This is a genomic window from Phenylobacterium sp., assembly GCF_035569475.1.
Classification (GTDB): Bacteria; Pseudomonadota; Alphaproteobacteria; order Caulobacterales; family Caulobacteraceae; genus Phenylobacterium.
The window spans coordinates 1-18370 of the sequence record NZ_DATMNA010000086.1 but is presented as its reverse complement, the minus strand read 5'-3'; the positions used below and the strand labels follow the sequence as shown (position 1 = coordinate 18370).

13 protein-coding genes are annotated in these 18370 nt (G+C 70.2%); 9 read left to right on the top strand and 4 right to left on the bottom strand.

Features of this window, described 5'->3' with window-relative positions:
• Positions 1-29 precede the first annotated feature (29 nt).
• Entirely contained in the window at positions 30-1313 is a 1284-nt protein-coding gene (locus VNW53_RS12805) for an MFS transporter (protein ID WP_325556061.1), read from the bottom strand.
• A gap of 167 nt (positions 1314-1480) precedes the next feature.
• Between VNW53_RS12805 and VNW53_RS12800 the strand changes: the two genes are divergently transcribed.
• On the top strand, positions 1481-1924 hold the full coding sequence (locus VNW53_RS12800; protein ID WP_325556060.1) for a RidA family protein: 444 nt from the start codon (positions 1481-1483) through the stop codon (positions 1922-1924).
• Position 1925: 1 nt separating this feature from the next.
• On the opposite strand, the gene scpA is transcribed toward VNW53_RS12800, so the two are convergent.
• On the bottom strand, positions 1926-4082 hold the full coding sequence (gene scpA, locus VNW53_RS12795; protein WP_325556059.1) for a methylmalonyl-CoA mutase: 2157 nt from the start codon (positions 4080-4082) through the stop codon (positions 1926-1928).
• A complete protein-coding gene (locus tag VNW53_RS12790; RefSeq protein WP_325556058.1) occupies positions 4079-5500 on the bottom strand; it encodes a methylmalonyl-CoA mutase family protein in 1422 nt (473 codons plus the stop codon). The genes scpA and VNW53_RS12790 overlap by 4 nt, the downstream gene beginning before the upstream one ends.
• A 161-nt stretch (positions 5501-5661) precedes the next feature.
• Here VNW53_RS12790 and VNW53_RS12785 point away from each other — a divergent pair, with 161 nt between their 5' ends.
• The 7 genes from VNW53_RS12785 (at position 5662) to VNW53_RS12755 (ending at position 14301) form a co-directional block, all read left to right on the top strand.
• Positions 5662-6882: a glycosyltransferase family 2 protein gene (locus VNW53_RS12785; RefSeq protein WP_325556057.1), complete on the top strand. Its 1221-nt coding sequence runs from the start codon at positions 5662-5664 to the stop codon at positions 6880-6882.
• An 82-nt stretch (positions 6883-6964) separates the two neighbouring features.
• Complete coding sequence (locus VNW53_RS12780) at positions 6965-9109, top strand: alpha/beta fold hydrolase (protein WP_325556056.1); 2145 nt, start codon at positions 6965-6967, stop codon at positions 9107-9109.
• 65 nt (positions 9110-9174) lie between these two features.
• Positions 9175-10179 carry a nitronate monooxygenase family protein gene (locus VNW53_RS12775; protein ID WP_325556055.1) on the top strand — a complete coding sequence of 335 codons (1005 nt, stop codon included), beginning with the start codon at positions 9175-9177 and terminating at the stop codon, positions 10177-10179.
• 292 nt (positions 10180-10471) lie between these two features.
• Entirely contained in the window at positions 10472-11488 is a 1017-nt protein-coding gene (locus VNW53_RS12770; protein WP_325556054.1) for a sulfate ABC transporter substrate-binding protein, read from the top strand.
• Positions 11485-12354 carry a sulfate ABC transporter permease subunit CysT gene (gene cysT / locus VNW53_RS12765; RefSeq protein WP_414693281.1) on the top strand — a complete coding sequence of 290 codons (870 nt, stop codon included), beginning with the start codon at positions 11485-11487 and terminating at the stop codon, positions 12352-12354. Before VNW53_RS12770 ends, cysT begins: the two co-directional genes overlap by 4 nt.
• Positions 12351-13220, top strand: coding sequence for a sulfate ABC transporter permease subunit CysW (gene cysW / locus VNW53_RS12760; RefSeq protein WP_325556053.1), 870 nt, complete (start codon positions 12351-12353; stop codon positions 13218-13220). Before cysT ends, cysW begins: the two co-directional genes overlap by 4 nt.
• Complete coding sequence (locus VNW53_RS12755; protein ID WP_325556052.1) at positions 13186-14301, top strand: sulfate/molybdate ABC transporter ATP-binding protein; 1116 nt, start codon at positions 13186-13188, stop codon at positions 14299-14301. Before cysW ends, VNW53_RS12755 begins: the two co-directional genes overlap by 35 nt.
• Here the strand turns inward: VNW53_RS12755 and VNW53_RS12750 are convergent, their stop codons facing one another.
• Complete coding sequence (locus tag VNW53_RS12750; protein WP_325556051.1) at positions 14302-16935, bottom strand: M1 family metallopeptidase; 2634 nt, start codon at positions 16933-16935, stop codon at positions 14302-14304.
• Positions 16936-17055: 120 nt separating this feature from the next.
• Here VNW53_RS12750 and VNW53_RS12745 point away from each other — a divergent pair.
• A partial coding sequence (locus VNW53_RS12745; RefSeq protein ID WP_325556050.1) for an alkyl/aryl-sulfatase occupies positions 17056-18370 on the top strand: 1315 nt, incomplete at its 3' end.

The window sequence follows — 18370 nt, the reverse complement described above, 5'->3', positions numbered from 1 at the left end:
GTTCGCGCCCCGGCGTTTTTCGTTTGGCTCTAGCGGGCCGGCGTATGCCGCGCCTGGCGCAATCCCAGCATGATCGCCGCCCCCGCCAGGAAGGCGACGGGCAGCAGGCTCATGCCGGCGTGGTAACCGCCGGTGGAATCCTTCGCCAAGCCCCAGAGCCAGGGGAAGACGAACGAGCCGACCTGGCCCAGGCCGTTGATTGCGGCCACCGTCACCGCCGCGGCGCGCGGATGGACGATCTCCGACGGCGCCAGCCAGAAGGCGCCGCTCACCGCGAAATAGCCGGCCATCATGGCAAGATAGGCGACCATCACCACCGGCGGCGCCGGCGACCAGGCCAAGACCGCGAAGGCCGCGGCGACAGCGACCAGGGGCGCGGCAAGGTGCAGGTACCGCTCGCGCAGGCGGTCCGAGCTCCAGCCTATGGCCGCCATGCCGGCCGCCCCGGTCAGGCCGCCCGCCGCCACCAGATAGCCCACATGGGCCGCGTCGAGCCCCGTCGAGCCCTTGAGGATGGTCGGCGCCGACAGGGTGAAGGCATAGTAGGGGCCCAGGTAGAGGAAGTTGATCGCGACGAGCGCGAGGACCTCGGGCCGCAGGAGCGCGCGGAGTTGGCTGTGCTCAGGGGCGGCGACGGCGGCGTCGTCGGCGGCGAGGCGGGCCTCCAGCCAGGCCCTTTGCTCGGGCGAGAGCCAGGCGGCGTCGGCGGGCCGGTCGGGCAGGAGCTTCAGGAAGACGATGCTGAGGATGACCGCCGGCGCGCCCTCGGCGATCAGCAGCCACTGCCAGCCGCGCAGGCCGAAATGGCCGTCCAGGCCGAGCAGGCTTCCGGCGACGGCGCCCATGACCACCGAGGCCAGGGGCGCGGCGACATAGAACCGCGAGATCGCCCGGCCGCGATAGGCGTGGGGGAACCAGAGGCCCAGATAGTAGATCACGCCGGGGAAGAAGCCCGCCTCCGCCGCGCCCAGCAGGAAGCGCACGGCGTAGAACTGCAGCGGCGTGCGGACCAATGCCATGCTCATGGCCACCAGGCCCCAGGTGACCATGATCCGGGCGAGCCAGCGGCGCGCGCCGACCTTCGCCAGGGCGAGGTTCGAGGGGACCTCCAAGAGGGCGTAGCTGATGAAGAACAGGCCGCCGCCGAAGCCGTAGACCGAGGCGGTGAAGCCGAGCTGCGCGTTCATCTGCGGCGCGGCGAAGCTGATGTTCACCCGGTCCATGTAGGAGATCAGGTAGCCCAGCCCGATCAGCGGCAGCAGGCGCCAGGCGACCTTGCGCAGGGTGCTGCGTTCCAGCGTTTCGTCCGACATGCGCCCGCCCCAACTGCTCACGGAATAGTTCACGGGCTGCGGCCGCGGTCGAGTCCACAGACCAGCTTCGACCGAGGTTTACAGGCGTTGTCCAGGCCGCGCCCGCTCGCTGGAGCCGGCCTGGCCGGCCTGCTAGGCTCTGGAGCTCAACCGTGGGGGGAGACCTGATGATCCGACGCCTATCGTTCGCCGTGGCCGTGGCGCTCCTGCCGCTGGCCGCCCACGCCGCCGAGGCCGAGCGGCAGCATTTCCCCGCCACCCCAGGCGGGGCGGGCGGGGCGAACCCGCCGTACAGCGGCGCCGTCCTGGCCGGCAAGACCCTCTACGTCGCCGGCACGACCGACCGCGGGCCGGTGGCGGGGGACACCGGCGCGGCCGCGGCCAAGCGGGTGCTCGACAACGTCAAACGGGAGGTGGAGTCGGGCGGCCTGACCATGGACGACCTCGTCTGGGTGCAGATCTTCTCGTCGGACCTCGCGGACTATGCGGCCTTCAACGAAGTCTACCGCACCTATTTCAAAGGCCCGATGCCGGCGCGCGCCTACCTGGGCGTCGATCACCTGCTCGGTGGCGCCAAGTTCGAGGTCATGGGTATCGCGGTCAAGCGGTAGCCTATTCCGCGGCCTGTTCCTGGGCGTAGCCGAGCTGTTCGTTGAGGCGCTCGATCACCGAAATCGCCGCCTCGGGGACGGTGGTTCCCGGCGTGAAGATGGCGGCGACGCCCATGTCGCGGAGGGCCGCGAAGTCCTCGGGCGGAATGACGCCGCCCACGACCACCATGATGTCCTCGCGGCCAAGCTTGGCGAGCTCGCTCTTCAGCTCCGGGACCAGGGTGAGGTGGCCGGCGGCGAGTGAGCTGGCGCCCACGGCATGGACGCCGTCGGCCACGGCCTGGGCGGCGGTTTCAGAGGGCGTCTGGAAGAGGTCGCCGATCTCCACGTCGAAGCCGAGGTCGGCGAAGCCCGAGGCGATCACCTTCTGGCCGCGGTCGTGGCCGTCCTGGCCCATCTTGGCGACCAGGATGCGGGGTTTCCTGCCGTCGGCCTGGGCGAAGGCCGTGGCCATCTCCTGGGCGCGGCGGGCGGAGGCCGTGACGCCGCTCTCCCGAAGGTAGACGTCTTTCACGGCATCGGCGTGGGCCTTGTGGCGGTTGAAAACCGTCTCCAGGGCGTCGGAAATCTCGCCCAGGGTGGCGCGGGCGCGCGCGGCGTCGACCGACAGCTCCAGGAGATTGCCGCCGCCGGCCGCGCCGTTGGTGAGGGCCGCAAGGGCGCTCGCGACGGCCGCCGGGTCGCGCTCGGCCTTCAGGCGCTTGAGCTTGGCGAGCTGCTGCTCGCGCACCGCGGTGTTGTCCACCTTCAGCACCGGGATCTCGTCGGCGACGTCCGGGCGATAGCGGTTGACGCCGACCACGCTCTGGAGGCCGGCGTCGATGCGCGCCTGGGTGCGGGCCGAGGCCTCCTCGATGCGGCGCTTGGGCAGGCCGTTCTCGATGGCCTTGGCCATGCCGCCCAGCGCCTCGACCTCGGCGATGTGGGTGAGCGCGCGGGCCGCCAGGTCGGCGGTCAGGCGCTCGATGTAGTAGCTGCCGCCCCAGGGGTCGATGACCCGGGTCTGGCCGCTTTCGGCCTGCAGGAAGAGCTGGGTGTTGCGGCTGATCCGGGCGGAGAAATCCGTCGGCAGGGCCAGGGCTTCGTCCAGGGAGTTGGTGTGCAGGCTCTGGGTCTGGCCGCCGACCGCGGCCATGGCCTCGACCGTGGTCCGCGCCACGTTGTTGAAGACGTCGTGGGCGGCCAGGGACCAGCCGGAGGTCTGGGTGTGGGCGCGCAAGGATAGGCTGCGGGCGTCCTTGGGATCGAACTCGGACTTCATCAGCTTGGCCCAGAGCAGGCGCGCCGCGCGCTGCTTGGCGATCTCCATGAAGGCGTTCATGCCGGCGTTCCAGAAGAACGACAGGCGCGGCGCGAATGAATCCACCGGCAGGCCGGCGGCGACCCCGGCGCGGACGTATTCGATGCCGTCGGCCAGGGTGTAGGCGAGCTCCAGGTCGAGCGTCGCGCCGGCTTCCTGCATGTGGTAGCCGCTGATCGAGATCGAGTTGAAGCGCGGCATCTCCTTGGAGGTGTAGGCGAAGATGTCCGAGACGATCCGCATCGAGGGGATCGGAGGATAGATGTAGGTGTTCCGGGTCAGGAACTCCTTGAGGATGTCGTTCTGGATGGTGCCGGAGAGCGCCTTGTGCGGCACGCCCTGCTCCTCGCCGGCGACGATATAGAGCGCCAGGATCGGCAGCACCGCCCCGTTCATGGTCATCGAGACGCTCATCTTGTCGAGCGGGATGCCGTCGAACAGGGTCCGCATGTCGAGGATCGAGTCGATGGCGACGCCTGCCATGCCGACGTCGCCCTTCACGCGGGGATGGTCGCTATCGTAGCCGCGGTGGGTGGCCAGGTCGAAGGCGATGGAGAGGCCCATCTGACCGGCCGCCAGGTTGCGCCGGTAGAAGGCGTTGGAGTCCTCGGCCGTGGAGAAGCCTGCGTACTGGCGGATGGTCCACGGATTGGTCAGGTACATGGTCGGATAGGGGCCGCGCAGGAACGGCGCGAGGCCCGGGTAGCCGGTCAAGGTGTCGAGGCCCGCGGTGTCCTGTGGGCCATAGGCGGGACGGACCGCGATGCCTTCCGGCGTCTGCCAGGGCTCGCCGGTTTGCGGCGGCTGGGGCGGCAGGGCGTCGAAGGGCAGCGATGTGAAATCGGGGAAGCGGCTCATTCGAACGCCTCCGAAAGACGCATCGGCGTGAGCGGCGGGCAGGCGCTGTCCGGGCCGGGCAGGCGGGCCGAGGGCGCGCCGGCGGGCCTGGCCGCGGCGATCTCGACCTCTACGGGCGTGTCCTTGGCCGGCGGGAAGGCCGTGACGCCGACGATCCTGGGCTCGGGCCGCGCGGCCTTGGCGGCGTCGACGGCGCGGGCGACCTGGCCGGCGGTCAGGGCGGCGACGATGCCGCCGGCGGCCTCGATGGCCTGGAAATCGGCCCAGGCGGCGCGGGCGATCTCGTCGGTGAGGGCCTCGACGTAGCCTGAGCCGGCGGCGGGGTCGGCGACGCGTCCGATGTGGGCTTCTTCCATCAGGACGAGCTGGGTGTTGCGGCTCTGGCGGCGGGCGAACTCGGTGGGCAGGCCCAGGGCGTCGGTGAAGTGGCCGAGCACGACCGTGTCGGCGCCGCCCACCGCCGCCCCGAACCCGGCCGCGGTGAGGCGGATCATGTTGCTCCAGGCGTCCTTGGCGGTGAGCATCCGGCGCGAGGTGCGCGCCTCGATGCGGGCGACCGGATCGGCCCCGCAGGCCCGGGCGATCCGCGCCCAGACCGCGCGGGCGGCGCGCAGCTTGGCGATGGTCACGAAGTAGTCCGCGTCGGCGCTGAGGCCCAGGGTGATGCGGCCGAAGGCGGCGGCCATGGGCAGGCCGGCGCGCACCAGGGCTCTGGCGTAGGCCACGGCCGCCGCCGCCGCGAAGGCGACTTCCCCCGCCTCGCCGCCGCCCGCCTCGTGGACCGTACGGCCGCAGGCCAGGAAGAGCTGAGCCGCCGGATAGGTCTCGGCCAGGCGCGCGGCGACGTTGGCCGCGGCGATCAGGTGGGCTTCGATCGGCCCCGGGCTGGCGCCGGTTTCCGCGAAGGCGCTCAAGGGGTCGAGGTGGAGGCGCAGGAGCGCGGCGGGAGAGGCCTTGGCGGCGGCGCTCAGCCAGTCGGCGGCCTGGGGGCCCAGGAAGCCCGCGTCCAGCGCGACCGGCGCCAGTTCAAGGATCACGCCGTCCAGGGCGCGGGCCAGGGCGGCGTCCGAGCCGATGGCGGTCCCGGTCTCGCCGGTGGGGTCGATTCGCACGACCGCCGCCGCCGCGCCGCCGCGCAGGTCGGCGAGGAGCTCGGCGTTGGCGCGGGCGGGGTCCGGATGGGCGGTGAGGGTGGCCACCTCCCAGGCGCGGTCGGCGGGGACCTCGCGGGTCGGCGCCGCGGGCGCGGCCGCGGGCGCGTATAGCGGCTCGATCGCCAGGCCCTCGACCGTGGTCTTCTCGAGGGAGCTGAAGGGCGCTTCGCCCAGGGTCTTGTCGACCAGGGCGCGCCAGTCGGCGTCCGTGGCGGGCGGGAAGCCGGCGGAAAGGCTGGGAGCGAGGACGGGGGCGTCGGCCATGGCCGGGTCATGGTCCCGCGAGGGCCGCCCCGTCAAGTTTACGCGAGGTGATCTCGCGTCGCCGATCGCGTTGACGACTCGGCGCCCCTGCCGGACTCTCCGGCAGCCTCATCGCTCAGCGCGATGGGCGCGCACCGTGGCTGAGCAGAGGGGCCGAGCAGATGCCGGACGCGCCAGTGCTGAGCCTTTGCCTGGCGACCTACAACCGCGCCCGCTACCTTGACCGCTATCTGACGCATCACCTGGGCCTCCTGGACGCGTCGGGGCTCGACTACGAGCTGGTGGTCTCGGACAACTGCTCCACCGACGAGACGCCGCAAATCCTGGCGCGGTACGCCGCGCAGCATTCGCGAATGCGGGTCAGCCGCCGGCCGCGCAACCTCGGCCCCTATCCGAACATCCTGACGACCCTGCACCAGGCGCGTGGCGAGGTGGTCGTCAGCATCGCCGACGACGACATGGCGATCCCCGATCAGCTTATCGCCTACGTCCGCAGGATGATCGACGACCCGGCGCTGGTGATGATCCAGTCGCCCTGGCTTCTGACGGACGAGACCAAGGGCGGCGCGATCGTCGGCAAGTTCTACGATTTCGAGGGCGAGATGCGCTTCACCAGCGGGCAGTACGGCAACTGCCTGGCTTTCGTGATCCAGAACCACGTCTTTCCCGAGTGCTGGCTGATCCGCCGGGCCGCGCTGCAGGCGATCGCCGGGCCCATGCCGCGGTTCACCTACGGCTTCTTCGACATGCTGGCCCACGCGCTCGGCGCGGGCGACGTCCTGTTCAGCCCGGAGCCGCACATCGCCGCGACGGCCATTTCCGAAGGCGGCCACGTCGGCAATCACGAGGCGATGGAATCCTGGGACATCTATCGGGGCGGGCTGGAGGTGATGGCCTCCTATGCCCAGCAGTTCAATCCCGGCGACTTGCCGGACGCATCCCAGGTCGGCAACGCCATCCTGCTTTTCGTCTGCGAGCGCATGGCCGTGGCGGCGAGGCTGCAGGCCCACTCCAGGCGATGGGCGAACACCTACGAACTGCTGCGGCGGCTGCACGCCTATCAATTCCGGCCGCTGATCGACGTGGACCACGACGACGTGGCCCGGCTCGCGGCCATCGAGACCGCGTTCCTGGAGTGCAGCCAGCTCGGGGCCACCCAGATCGTCGTGGGCGAGAATATCCCCGAGCACATCATGGAGCTTATGACTCCGATCGACGGCGTGAGGTTCATCCGCGCCGACGCCGTCAGCCCTGACGACGCGCGGCGCGCCTACTGCCAGGTCGGCGAGGTCGTGGACGCCTCCATGCGCCCACAGGACTTCGGCTGCGACGTCGTCGTCGTCATGGGGCGCTTTCCCATCTTCCCTTCGGTGGCGGCCTGACCCCGCGGCGTCGGAACCGGCGGGGCCTTGCGCCCGGCCGGCAAGGCGCTAGTCGGAAAGCCTCTGACGGCGGCCAGCACGGATGACCGATACATCGATGGAGCCGACGACGACGCAGACGGCCCTGGGGCCGATCCCCATCTGGAGCCATCCGGGTGCGTTCGCCTCGTCGAAGCCGGTCATTCTGGCGATCACCGGCGCCTGGGCCGGACCCGACGACATGATCGCGCTGCAGGGCGTGGTCGGTCCGGCCTGGGACGCCTGCGTCATGCGCCTGCCGGGCAACGGCGCGCCGGACCTGGCCCAGACCTCGATTGCGGCCTGGGCGCGCGCGGTCAGCGAGACGGTCGATCGAAGCTTCGCAGGCCGGAGCGTCGTGCTCCTGGGGGTCTCGATCGGCGCTCTGGTCGCCCTGGGCGTGCGCAGCGCCCGGGTGCGCCGGGTCCTGGCGCTGGAGCCGCCCCTGGTGATGCGCAAGCTCTGGCCGATGATCGACGCGGTGCGCGAGCGCCGGCGCGATCACCCGCAGGATCGGGCCCTGATCGAGAACATCTTCGGCGTGACCGACGCCGGCCTGAGCGACCTGACCTATTTCGATCTTTTCCGCGATCTGCCCGCGCCGGTCGAGGTGGTGGTCGGCGACCAGCCCTTGGAGCCCAGGCGGATCACGGAACGCTACCCGAGCTTTGTCGACGAGCCCGAGCGCGCCTGGCTGAGGGCGCAGCCGGGCGTGACCCTGCATGTGGCGCCGGATGCGGGGCACAATATCCATGTCTTCGCCGCCCGCTTCCTGCGCGACGTCGTCCACGCCGCCCTCAACAAGACCTTGAGCGAGGAGAGGCAGGCCGAGGGGCGGCTGGCGGCCGCGATCCCCCTGACGGCGGCCCGGGTGCTTTTCCTGGGTCCGGGTGGCGCGACCTTTGCGGCGGCCCTGGCCGCACGGCATCCGGACGCGCGCGTTCGCGGTGCGGCGAAGGCGGCGGAGGCGGCGAAGGTCGCCGGGGAGCTCTTCGACGTCGTCGCCGTCCGGGCGCCGGCTGGGGACGAGGCGGCCGTGCTGGCGGAGGGCGGCTGGCTGATCGCGGGCGACACGGCGGGGCCGCCGCCCGTGGGCCTCGAGGCCTGGACGCCCGGACCCGGCGGCGTGATGCGGGCGCAAAAGCCGGGCGGCGCGCCGGCGGTTCCGCTTCGGCTGGAGATGGTGGTCTTCGCCCCGAAGCTGATGGACATCCGCACCCGGTTGCCGGCCCAGGCCCTGGCCAGCGAGACGGACCTGCGGGTGGAGCTTGCCAGGGCGCCCTTCAACCTGCCCACGGCGGACCGGGAAGAGCCGAAGATCCTGATCCTGCAACGCCCCGCGCTTGCGGAGCCGCAGTCCTGGCGCGCGGCCATGGCCGAGGCCGTCGCTTCGGGATGGGTGGTGGTGCTGGAGTTCGACGACCATCCGAGGCTGATCGCCGAGTTGACCGGCGATCCGGGGGCGCCGCCGGATTGGGGGCGGTTCGCCTATCAGCATGCGATCCAGGTTTCGACCCCGGCGCTGAAGACCTTCTTTCAGGCCTACAACCCGCAGGTCGCCGTGTTCCCGAATGCGGTGTTCGATCTGCAGCCGTTTCCGCGGGGCCGGGATCGTCCGCGCGTGTTCTTCGGCGGGGCCCTGCGCGGCCCGTTCGTGGCGGAGGTGGCGCGCTCGCTCGGTCCCGCGATCGCCGCGCACCCGCGCACGGAATTCACGGTGGTCGGCGACCGGGCCTTCTTTGAGGCCTTGCCCACGGGCCACAAGGAGTTCCACGATTACCTGCCGTACGAAGGCTATCTGGCCTTGATGCGGCGATGCGCCATTTCGCTTTCGCCGCTGGAGGACCGGCCGTTGATCGAGACCAAGAGCGACGCCAAGTTCCTCGACGCCGCCAGCGTCGGCGCCCTGACCATCGCCTCGCCGCCCGTCTATGCGGCGACCATCGTGGACGGCGTCAACGGCTTGATCGCGCGGGAGCTGGACGATTGGCCCGGGCTCCTCGCCCGCGCGCTGGCCGATCCCGCCTGGCGCGAGGGCATGGCGCGCGCGGCCTGGGACTACGTTCGGGCCGAGCGGATGTTCGCCCAGCAGGTTCCCGTACGGAAGGCCTGGTACCGTGATCTCTGGGCGCGACGCGACGCCCTGAACCGCGCCCTCTACGCCCGCCTGCCTGGGCTGGAGGCCGCCGTACAGGCGAAGGGCGCCTAGCCGTTGCCTCGCCCATTTCCAATGATGTACATTGTAAATCAAACCTGAGCTGACGAGAGACCTCCATGGCCCTGCCTCCTGTGCTGCGCGACCGCCTTCGGCTTCCGGTGATCGGCAGCCCGCTGTTCATCATCTCCAACCCCGACCTGGTGATCGCCCAGTGCAAGGCCGGCATCGTGGGGGCCTTCCCGGCGCTCAACGCGCGTCCCGCCTCGATGCTGGACGAGTGGCTGCACCGGATCACCGAGGAGCTGGCGGTGTGGGACCGCGACCATCCGGAGACGCCCGCCGCGCCGTTCGCGGTGAACCACATCGTGCACAAGTCCAACGACCGCCTGCAGCACGATGTCGAGGCGACCACCAGGTGGAAGGTCCCGATCGTCATCACCTCGCTGGGCGCCCAGGAGCCGGTGAACCAGGCCGTGCACTCCTACGGCGGCACGGTGCTGCACGACGTGATCAACGACCGCTTCGCTAGAAAAGCTATCGAGAAGGGCGCCGACGGCCTGATCCCGGTGGCGGCCGGCGCGGGCGGCCACGCGGGGCAGTTGTCGCCCTTCGCGCTGATCCAGGGCCTGCGCGAATGGTTCGACGGGCCGATCGCGCTCTCCGGCGCCATCGCCCACGGCCGCTCGATCCTGGGCGCCCAGGCGATGGGCGCGGACCTGGCCTATGTGGGCTCCGCCTTCATCGCCACGCAGGAGGCCAACGCCGACCCGGCCTACAAGGCGATGATCGTGGCGTCCTCCGGCGAGGACATCACCTATACGAACCTCTTCACCGGGGTGCACGGCAACTACCTGACGCCGTCGATCGTGGCGGCGGGGCTGGATCCGGCCAACCTGCCGGTCTCCGACGCCTCGGCGATGAATTTCGGCTCCGGCGGCAACTCCAAGGCCAAGGCCTGGCGCGACATCTGGGGCTGCGGCCAGGGCATAGGCTCGGTCAAGGGAGCGCCCTCGGCCGCCGAGCTGGTGGCCCGTCTCGCGGCGGAATACGAGGAGGCCAAGGCGGCGCTGGCGGAGAAGACCGCCTTCACCGGCGGGCGCGTGCTGATGGCGGCGGAGTAGGGCGCGCTCCTCCCGGAGCGGCCTCGTCCGGTGGCTTTCAGATTTTCTGCGGTCCTCGCCAGCTTAAACCCACTCGTTAAGTAGGAATAAGCAGCCTAGCTTGCCCTGGCTGGAGCGAGGGACGGAGCATGCGCGCGCCTGCGCCACGGCATTGTGAAGTGCGCAAACCGCGGTTTGCGCGGAGCGCTATGAAACGCGGGTTCACTTCGTGGGTTGGTAGGCGAGGTGAAACCGCGGCCGCCAGCGTTCCGACAAGCGTCCCTGAGCCCCCAACGTCTGAGGACTTGAGACCATGACGACGCCGCACCTCTCCCGCAGATCCGTGATGGCTGCCGCGGCGGCCCTGCCGCTTCTGACGGGGCGGGCGTTGGCGGAGGCCAAGACCGTCACCCTGCTGAACGTCAGCTACGATCCGACGCGCGAGCTCTACAAGGACATCAACGCCGCCTTCGCCTCCTACTGGAAGAGCAAGACCGGCCAGGCGCTGGACATCAAGCAGAGCCATGGCGGCTCCGGCAAACAGGCCCGCGCGGTGATCGACGGCCTGCAGGCCGACGTGGTGACCCTGGCGCTGGCGGGCGACATCGATGAGATCGCCGAGCGGGCGAAACTCCTGCCGCCTAACTGGCAGTCGCGCCTGCCGAACAATTCGACGCCCTACACGTCGACGATCGTGTTCCTGGTGCGCAAGGGCAATCCGAAGGGCGTGCGCGACTGGGCCGACCTGGTGAAGCCGGGCGTGGGCGTGATCACTCCGAACCCGAAGACCTCGGGCGGGGCGCGCTGGGCCTATCTGGCGGCCTATGCCTACGGGCTGAAGCTGGGCGGGCCGGGGCCGGCCAAGGACTACATCGCCAGGCTGTTCAAGAACGTGCCGGTGCTGGGCGCCGGCGCGCGGGACGCCACGACCACCTTCGCCCAGCGCAACATCGGCGACGTGCTGCTGTCCTGGGAGAACGAGGCCTTCCTGACGATCGACGAGTTCGGGCCGAACTTCGACATCGTCTATCCGTCGAGCTCGATCCTGGCCGAACCGCCGGTGGCCTTGCTGGACAAGAACGTCGACCGCCACAACACCCGCGCGGCCGCCACCGGCTACCTGAATTTCCTCTACAGCCCGCTCGCCCAGGACATCATCGGCAAGCATCACTTCCGGCCGCGCGAGGCCAAGGCGGCCGCCAAATACGCCGCCGGCTTCAAGCAGGTCTCCATGGTCACCGTCGACCAGGCCTTCGGGGGCTGGAAGAAGGCGAGCGCCGTCCACTTCGCCGACGGCGGTCTGTTCGACCAGATCTACAAGCCCACGTGACGGCGCCCGCGATCCCTGCCGCGCCGATCCACGCGCGACGGCCCTGGGTGGTCCATTCCATCCTGCCCGGGTTCGGCCTGTCGCTGGGGATCACGCTCGCCTACCTGGGCGCGATCGTCGTCCTGCCGCTGGTGGCGCTGGCGATCCGGCCCTGGGAGCTGGGGCTGGACGGCGTCTGGCGCGCGCTGACCGCGCCGCGGGTGGCGGCGGCCCTGCGCCTCAGCTTCGGGCTTTCGGCGCTGGCGGCCCTGCTGAACGCGCCGCTGGGCATGCTGCTGGCCTGGACGCTCACGCGCTACGAGTTTCCTGGCCGGCGCATCCTGGACGCCCTGGTCGACCTGCCGTTCGCGCTTCCGACCGCGGTGGCCGGCATTGCGCTGACCGCCATCTATGCGCCGAACGGGCCGCTGGGCTCGCTGGCCGCGAAGCTGGGGCTCAAGACCGCCTATTCGCCGCTGGGCATCTTCATCGCCCTGGTCTTCATCGGCCTGCCCTTCGTGGTGCGTTCCCTGCAGCCGGTGCTGCAGGAGCTGGACCGGGAGGTGGAGGAGGCGGCGACAACGCTGGGCGCCAACGCACTGCAGCGGGCAGTGCGGGTGATCCTGCCGGCCCTGGCGCCGGCCCTGATCTCGGGGATCAGCCTGGCCTTCGCCCGGGCGGTCGGGGAGTACGGCTCGGTGGTGTTCATCGCGGGTAACCTGCCCGGCAAGACGGAAATCGCGCCCCTGCTGATCGTCATCAAGCTGGAGCAGTACGACTACGCCGGGGCGGCGGCCGTGGGCCTGGCGATGGTGGTGATCTCGTTCGGCTCGCTGGCCGCGATCAACTGGCTGCAGCTCCTTCTGGCGCGCAGGGGCAAGGCATGACCGTCCCGAACCCAGTTGTGGGCGCGCGCCCCATCTCCAGCGTTCGCCTGCCGGGCCTGGCGGTCCTGCTGGTGCTGGCCTCCGCCATCGTCATGGCGGCCCTCGTGCTGCTGCCGCTGCTGGTGGTGTTCCACGACGCCTTCGCCAAGGGGATCGGCAAGTACCTGGACGCGATCCGCGACCCAGACGCGGTCTCGGCCATGAAGCTGACCCTGCTGGTGGCGGCCATCGCCGTGCCGCTGAACGCGGCCTTCGGGATCGCCGCGGCCTGGTGCATCGCCAAGTTCGAGTTCCGGGGAAAGGGCGCGCTGCTGACCCTGATCGACCTGCCGTTCTCCATGTCGCCGGTGGTCTCGGGCCTCGTCTGGGTGCTGCTGTTCGGCGCCCAGGGCTGGTTCGGGACCTGGCTGATCGACCACGACATCAAGATCATCTTCGCCACCACCGGCCTGGTGCTGGCGACGATCCTGGTGACCTTCCCCTTCGTCGCCCGCGAGCTGATCCCGCTGATGCAGGACCAGGGCTCCGACGAGGAGGCCGCGGCGCTCACCCTGGGCGCCGGGGGCTTCACCACCTTCTGGCGGATCACCCTGCCGAACATCCGCTGGGCGCTGCTCTATGGCGTTCTGTTGTGCAATGCGCGGGCGATGGGCGAGTTCGGCGCCGTCTCCGTCGTCTCCGGCCACATTCGCGGCCTCACCACCACGCTCCCGCTTCACGTCGAGGTGCTCTACAATGACTATGACTTCGTCGGCGCCTTCGCGGCGGCCTCGCTCCTGGCCTCCCTCGGGCTCATCACCCTGGTCCTCAAGACCGGACTCGAATGGCGACATGCCGGAGAACTCGCTGCCAACCGCCGACACTGACGCCCGACGACACGCCAAATCCACGCGGTCGCTGGAGATCAGCGGCGTTTCGAAGTCCTTTGGCCGCTTCCCGGCCCTGAACGACGTGTCCCTGCAGGCCAAGGACAAGGAGTTCCTCGCCCTGCTGGGCCCCTCGGGCTCGGGCAAGACGACGCTGCTGCGGGTGCTGGCCGGGCTGGAGCGGCCGGACGCCGGCGAGGTGCGCTTCGACGGCGAGGACTTCCTGTCGATCCCCGTGCGCCGCCGGCAGGTGGGCATGGTCTTCCAGCACTACGCGCTGTTCCGCCACATGACCGTGGCCCAGAACATCGCCTTCGGCCTGACGGTGCGGCCGCGCCGCGAGCGGCCGTCGAAGTCGGAGACCGCCGAGCGGGTGGCCGACCTCCTGTCGCTGGTGCAGCTCGAAGGTCTGGGCGGGCGCTTTCCGGCGCAGCTTTCCGGCGGCCAGCGGCAGCGGGTGGCGCTGGCCCGGGCGCTGGCGATCGAGCCCAAGATGCTGCTGCTCGACGAGCCCTTCGGGGCCCTGGACGCCCAGGTGCGGCGCGAGCTTCGCCGCTGGCTGCGCGACCTGCACGACAGGGCCGGCGTTACCACCGTCTTCGTCACCCACGACCAGGAGGAGGCGCTGGACCTGGCCGACCGGGTGGCGATCCTGAAGGACGGCCGGCTGATCCAGCTCGGAACGCCCAACGAGGTCTATGAGAAGCCCGCCGATCCCTTCGTCTACGATTTCCTGGGCGCGGCCTGCCGCCTGCCGGGCGTGGTCGCGAGCGGGCGGCTGACCGTGGCCGACTGGGAGACCAAGGCGCCGGCCGACGCGCCGCAGGGCCGCGTCGAGATGTTCTTCCGCCCCGACGAGGTGATGTTCGCGCCGCTCGACGGCGCGGGCCTGGCCGCAGAGGTGAAGTCGGTCGTCCAGCGCGGCCCGGATGCGCGGATCGAATGCCTGATCGAGGGCCGGCTCTTCGAACTGGAAGCGCGCGGGCCCGGCGTCCCGAGCGGCGTTTCGCCCGGCCTGTCGCTGCGGATCAAGCCGCTGCGACCGAAGATCTACCCGGCGACGGCCGAAGCAGCCTCCTGATCAGCCCGGATGGGCCGCCAGCCAGCGGTCCACGTCGGGCAGGCGCCTTGCGACCACGTCCAGCCGGTACTGGATCACCGCCTTGGCCTTGGCGATCTCATTGCGCGACGAGGCAGGGGTCGTCTCAGCGAAGGCCGTGAGCTTCGGCAGGGTGGCGGCGGTGCGGGCGCCGGAGGCCAGGCCTGTGAAGAAGGTCGTGCGGCTGGTGGGCTCCAGCAGGGCCTCGACCGCGGCCCGGTTGGACAGGGCGAAATCGAAGGCCTTTTCCGGATAGGCGCCGGCGACGGCGGAGATGATCCCCGGCGCGTCGGTGGCCGGCGGCTCCTTGGTCAGGGACAGCGCCAGGGCCTTGTCAGCGAGCGCCGGGTCGTGGGCCTGGCCGAGGTAGCCATAGAAGCGGCCCTTGTCGGTGGGCGACGTCGCCTTCTGCGCCAGGTCGTGCAACTGGTCCCACTGGGCGGCGGTCGCATGACGGGCGACGATCTGCAGGACGGTCTGGCGGCCGATGCCCTTCAGGCTGTCGGGGTTGGCCAGCCAGGCGGTGAAGCGGCGGTTGGCCTCGGCGACGACGGCGGGATCGTCCATCTGCGACAGGTTCACCAGCACCGAGCGGCGCAACAGGGCGTCGTTGTCCGGTTCGCCGGGCCTGGCGTCCCATCCGACGCGGGCCAGCATCGGCGCCAGGCGTGCACGGGCGAAGGCGCGGTAGGCGGCCTGACCCCGCTGGCCGTCATAGGTGTCGTCCAGGGCGGCGAGCTGCTGGGCCGTGGCGCGCAGGACGGTGGTGTCCCTGGCGCTGTCGGCCTGTCTGGCGATGGCCAGGAAATCGCCCATGGGCGCATAGCCGGTCTCGCCCAGCGCGCGGCTGTCATAGACCAGCCCGAGCTGGTCCTCGGGCGCGAGCTTCGGGAAGGCCGCGACGACGCGGGTCTCCAGCTCCGACGAATAGCGGCTGCGGAAATAGCCGGTCTGGCCCAGGTTCACCAGCGGCGTGGCCGAGGCCGGGGCGGCCTTGATCGCCGAGGCGCCGGCGCTGACCATCGTGCGCCAGGGCTGGCCCAGGCCGCCGACCGTCACCGGCGTGCGCCAACTGCGCGGCGCCTTGGAGGCCTCGTCGGCTCCGAAGCGGCTCTGGGTCAGTTGCACTCCGTCCTTGCCGCCCTCGATAGAGATCAGCGGCACGCCGGCCTGCAGGGTGAAGTCGTGGGCGATGCCGGTGATCTTCTTGGGCGAGACCTTGTCGATCTCGGTCCAGAGGTCGTCGGTGACCGTGTTCCCGTAGGCGTGGCGGGCGATGTAGTTGCGGACGCCCGCGCGGAACACGTCGGGGCCGACATAGTCCTCCAGCATGTGAATGACGGCGTGGCCCTTCTGGTAGGTGATGCCGTCGAAGGCGTTGGCGGCGGCGAAGACGTCGTGGATCGGCGTGATCACCGGATGGGCGCCGGTGCGCGAATCGGTGCGCATGGCGGCCTGTTCGCCGGCCTTGGTCTGCAGCCAGATCTTCCACTCCGGATGGAAGTGGTCGGTGGTCTTGTTCTCCATCCAGGAGGCGAAGCCCTCGTTGAGCCACAGGTCGTCCCACCAGGCCATGGTCACCAGGTCGCCGAACCACTGGTGGGCCATCTCGTGGGCGATATCGACGTAGACGTTCTGCTTGTCCTGCTCGGTGGAGAGCTTCGGATCGATCAGGAGCGCGTAGTCGAAGTAGTAGATGGCGCCCCAGTTCTCCATGGCGGCGAAGAACTGGCTCTGGCCGGGGCCGGCGATGAAATCGAGCTTCGGCAGCGGGTAGGGCGTGCCGAAGTAGTCGTTGTACCAGGGCAGGATCTCGGCGGCGGCGTCGAGAGCGAACTGGGCCTGGTCGGCCTTGCCCTTGCGCACGACGACGCCGACGTCGGTCTTGCCTACCTGCTTGTGGATGCGCTCGAAGTCGCCGAGCGCGAAGAACAGCAGGTAGGAGCTCATCTTCGGGGTGTCGGCGAAGCGGGTCGCCTGGAGGCCTCCGGAGCTGGTCCTGGTTTCCGCCACGGGCATGTTCGACACCGGCATCTGCCCGGCCGGCGCCTCCACGGTCAGCGCATAGACCGCCTTCACGCCGGGCTCGTCCCAGGAGGGGATGAAGCGGCGAGCGTCGGAGTTCTCGAACTGGGTGAAGAGGGCGCGCTGCTTCTTGCCGCCGTCGCCGGCGTAGTCGAGGGCGAAGAGGCCCGAGGCCTGCTCATAGATCACGCCGGTGTAATCGAGGCTGAGGGTGTAGCGGCCGGGTTTCAGCGGGTGGCCGAAGGCGAAGGTCGCGGTCTGCCGGTCCTTGTCGAGGGTGATCCCGGGCGCCGCCGTCTCGCCGGACAGGGCAGCCTTCTGGAAGACGATGTCGGCGGCGTTCAGCACGATGCGGTCGGTGGCCGATTTCACGGTCAGCGCGATGCGCTCCTGACCGGTGAAGGTCAGCTTCTCGGCGTTCGGCGTGATGGTGATCTCGAAGCGGTCCGGGACGACATCGGTCGGCAGCGAGACGTGCGGCGGGACGGCCTTGGCCTTGGCGGCTGTCGCAGGCGTGGAATGGTTCGGCGCGGCCCAGGCCGGGGCGCCGGACGCGAGGAGCAGGGCGGCGAGGACGGGGATGAATTTCATGGGGCGCGGGCTCGGCGAGGGCGAAAATTTGCGCCGACCTTAGGGAGGGCGGGACGGTTCGCCTAGGCGCTTTTGCAACCGGCTTTGCATGCTAAGGCTGGCCGGGGAGGGCCACTTGAGATGGACCAGCGCAAGGACGCGACGGCGGCCACGATCGCGGCGCACGCAGCCCTGGCGGCGAGCCTGCCGGCGGACGACGGCGCGGACTTCGCAAATGCCGAGCGCGGCTTCATCGGCACGATCCCCAACGCGGAGATCCCCGGCGCCTGGACCATGGCGCCCTACGCCTTCCTGGACGGGGAGCGGCCAGACACGGTCAATCCGAGCCTCTGGCGGCAGGCGAAGCTCAATGCCCTGCACGGGCTCTTCGAGGTGGGCCGCGGCGTCTATCAGGTGCGCGGCTTCGACATCTCCAACATCACCTTCATCGAGGGCGAGCGCGGCTATCTGGTCATCGATCCGCTGACCTCGGCCCAGCCGGCGGCGGCGGCCCTGAAGCTGATGCGCGAACACCGCGGGGACAAGCCGGTGACGGGGGTGATCTACACCCACAGCCACGTCGACCACTACGGCGGCGTTCGCGGCGTGCTGAGCGACGACGATATCGCCGGTGGGATGCAGATCGTGGCGCCGGAGGGGTTCCTCAAGGCCGCGGTCAGCGAAAACGTCATGGCCGGCAACGCCATGGGCCGCCGCGCGACCTACATGTATGGCGCGACCCTGCCGAAGGACCCGAAGGGCCACGTGGATTCCGGGCTCGGCAAGGCGGTGTCGATGGGGCAGGTGAGCCTGGTCCCGCCGACCGTCAGCATCCGCGAGACCGGCGAGCGGCTGACCATCGACGGGGTGGAGATCGTCTTCCAGGTGACGCCCGACACCGAGGCGCCGGCGGAGATGAACTTCTTCTTCCCCGGCTTCGGGGCGCTGTGCATGGCGGAGAACTGCACCTGCCACCTGCACAACATCTACACGCCGCGCGGGGCCCAGGTGCGCGACGCACGGGCCTGGAGCCACTACATCAACGAGGCGGTGGAGATGTTCGCCGGCGAGACGCAAGTGCTGTTCGCCAGCCACCACTGGCCGCGCTGGGGTTCGGGCGAGGCGGCGCGGTTCCTGCGCCAGCAGCGCGACCTCTACAAATATATCCACGACCAGGTGCTGCGGATGGCCAACCACGGGCTGACGCCTAGCGAGATCGCCGAGGACCTGGCGCTGCCGCCCAGCCTGGCGGCCGAGTGGCACACGCGGGGCTACTACGGGACGCTCAGCCACAATGCGAAGGCGGTCTACCAGCGCTACCTGGGCTGGTTCGACGGCAATCCGGCGAACCTGCACAAGCTGCCGCCGGCGGAGGCGGGCCGGCGCTACGTCGAGTTGGCGGGTGGCGCGGACGCGTTGCTGGCCAAGGCCCGCGAGGCGTTCGAGCGGGGCGAGT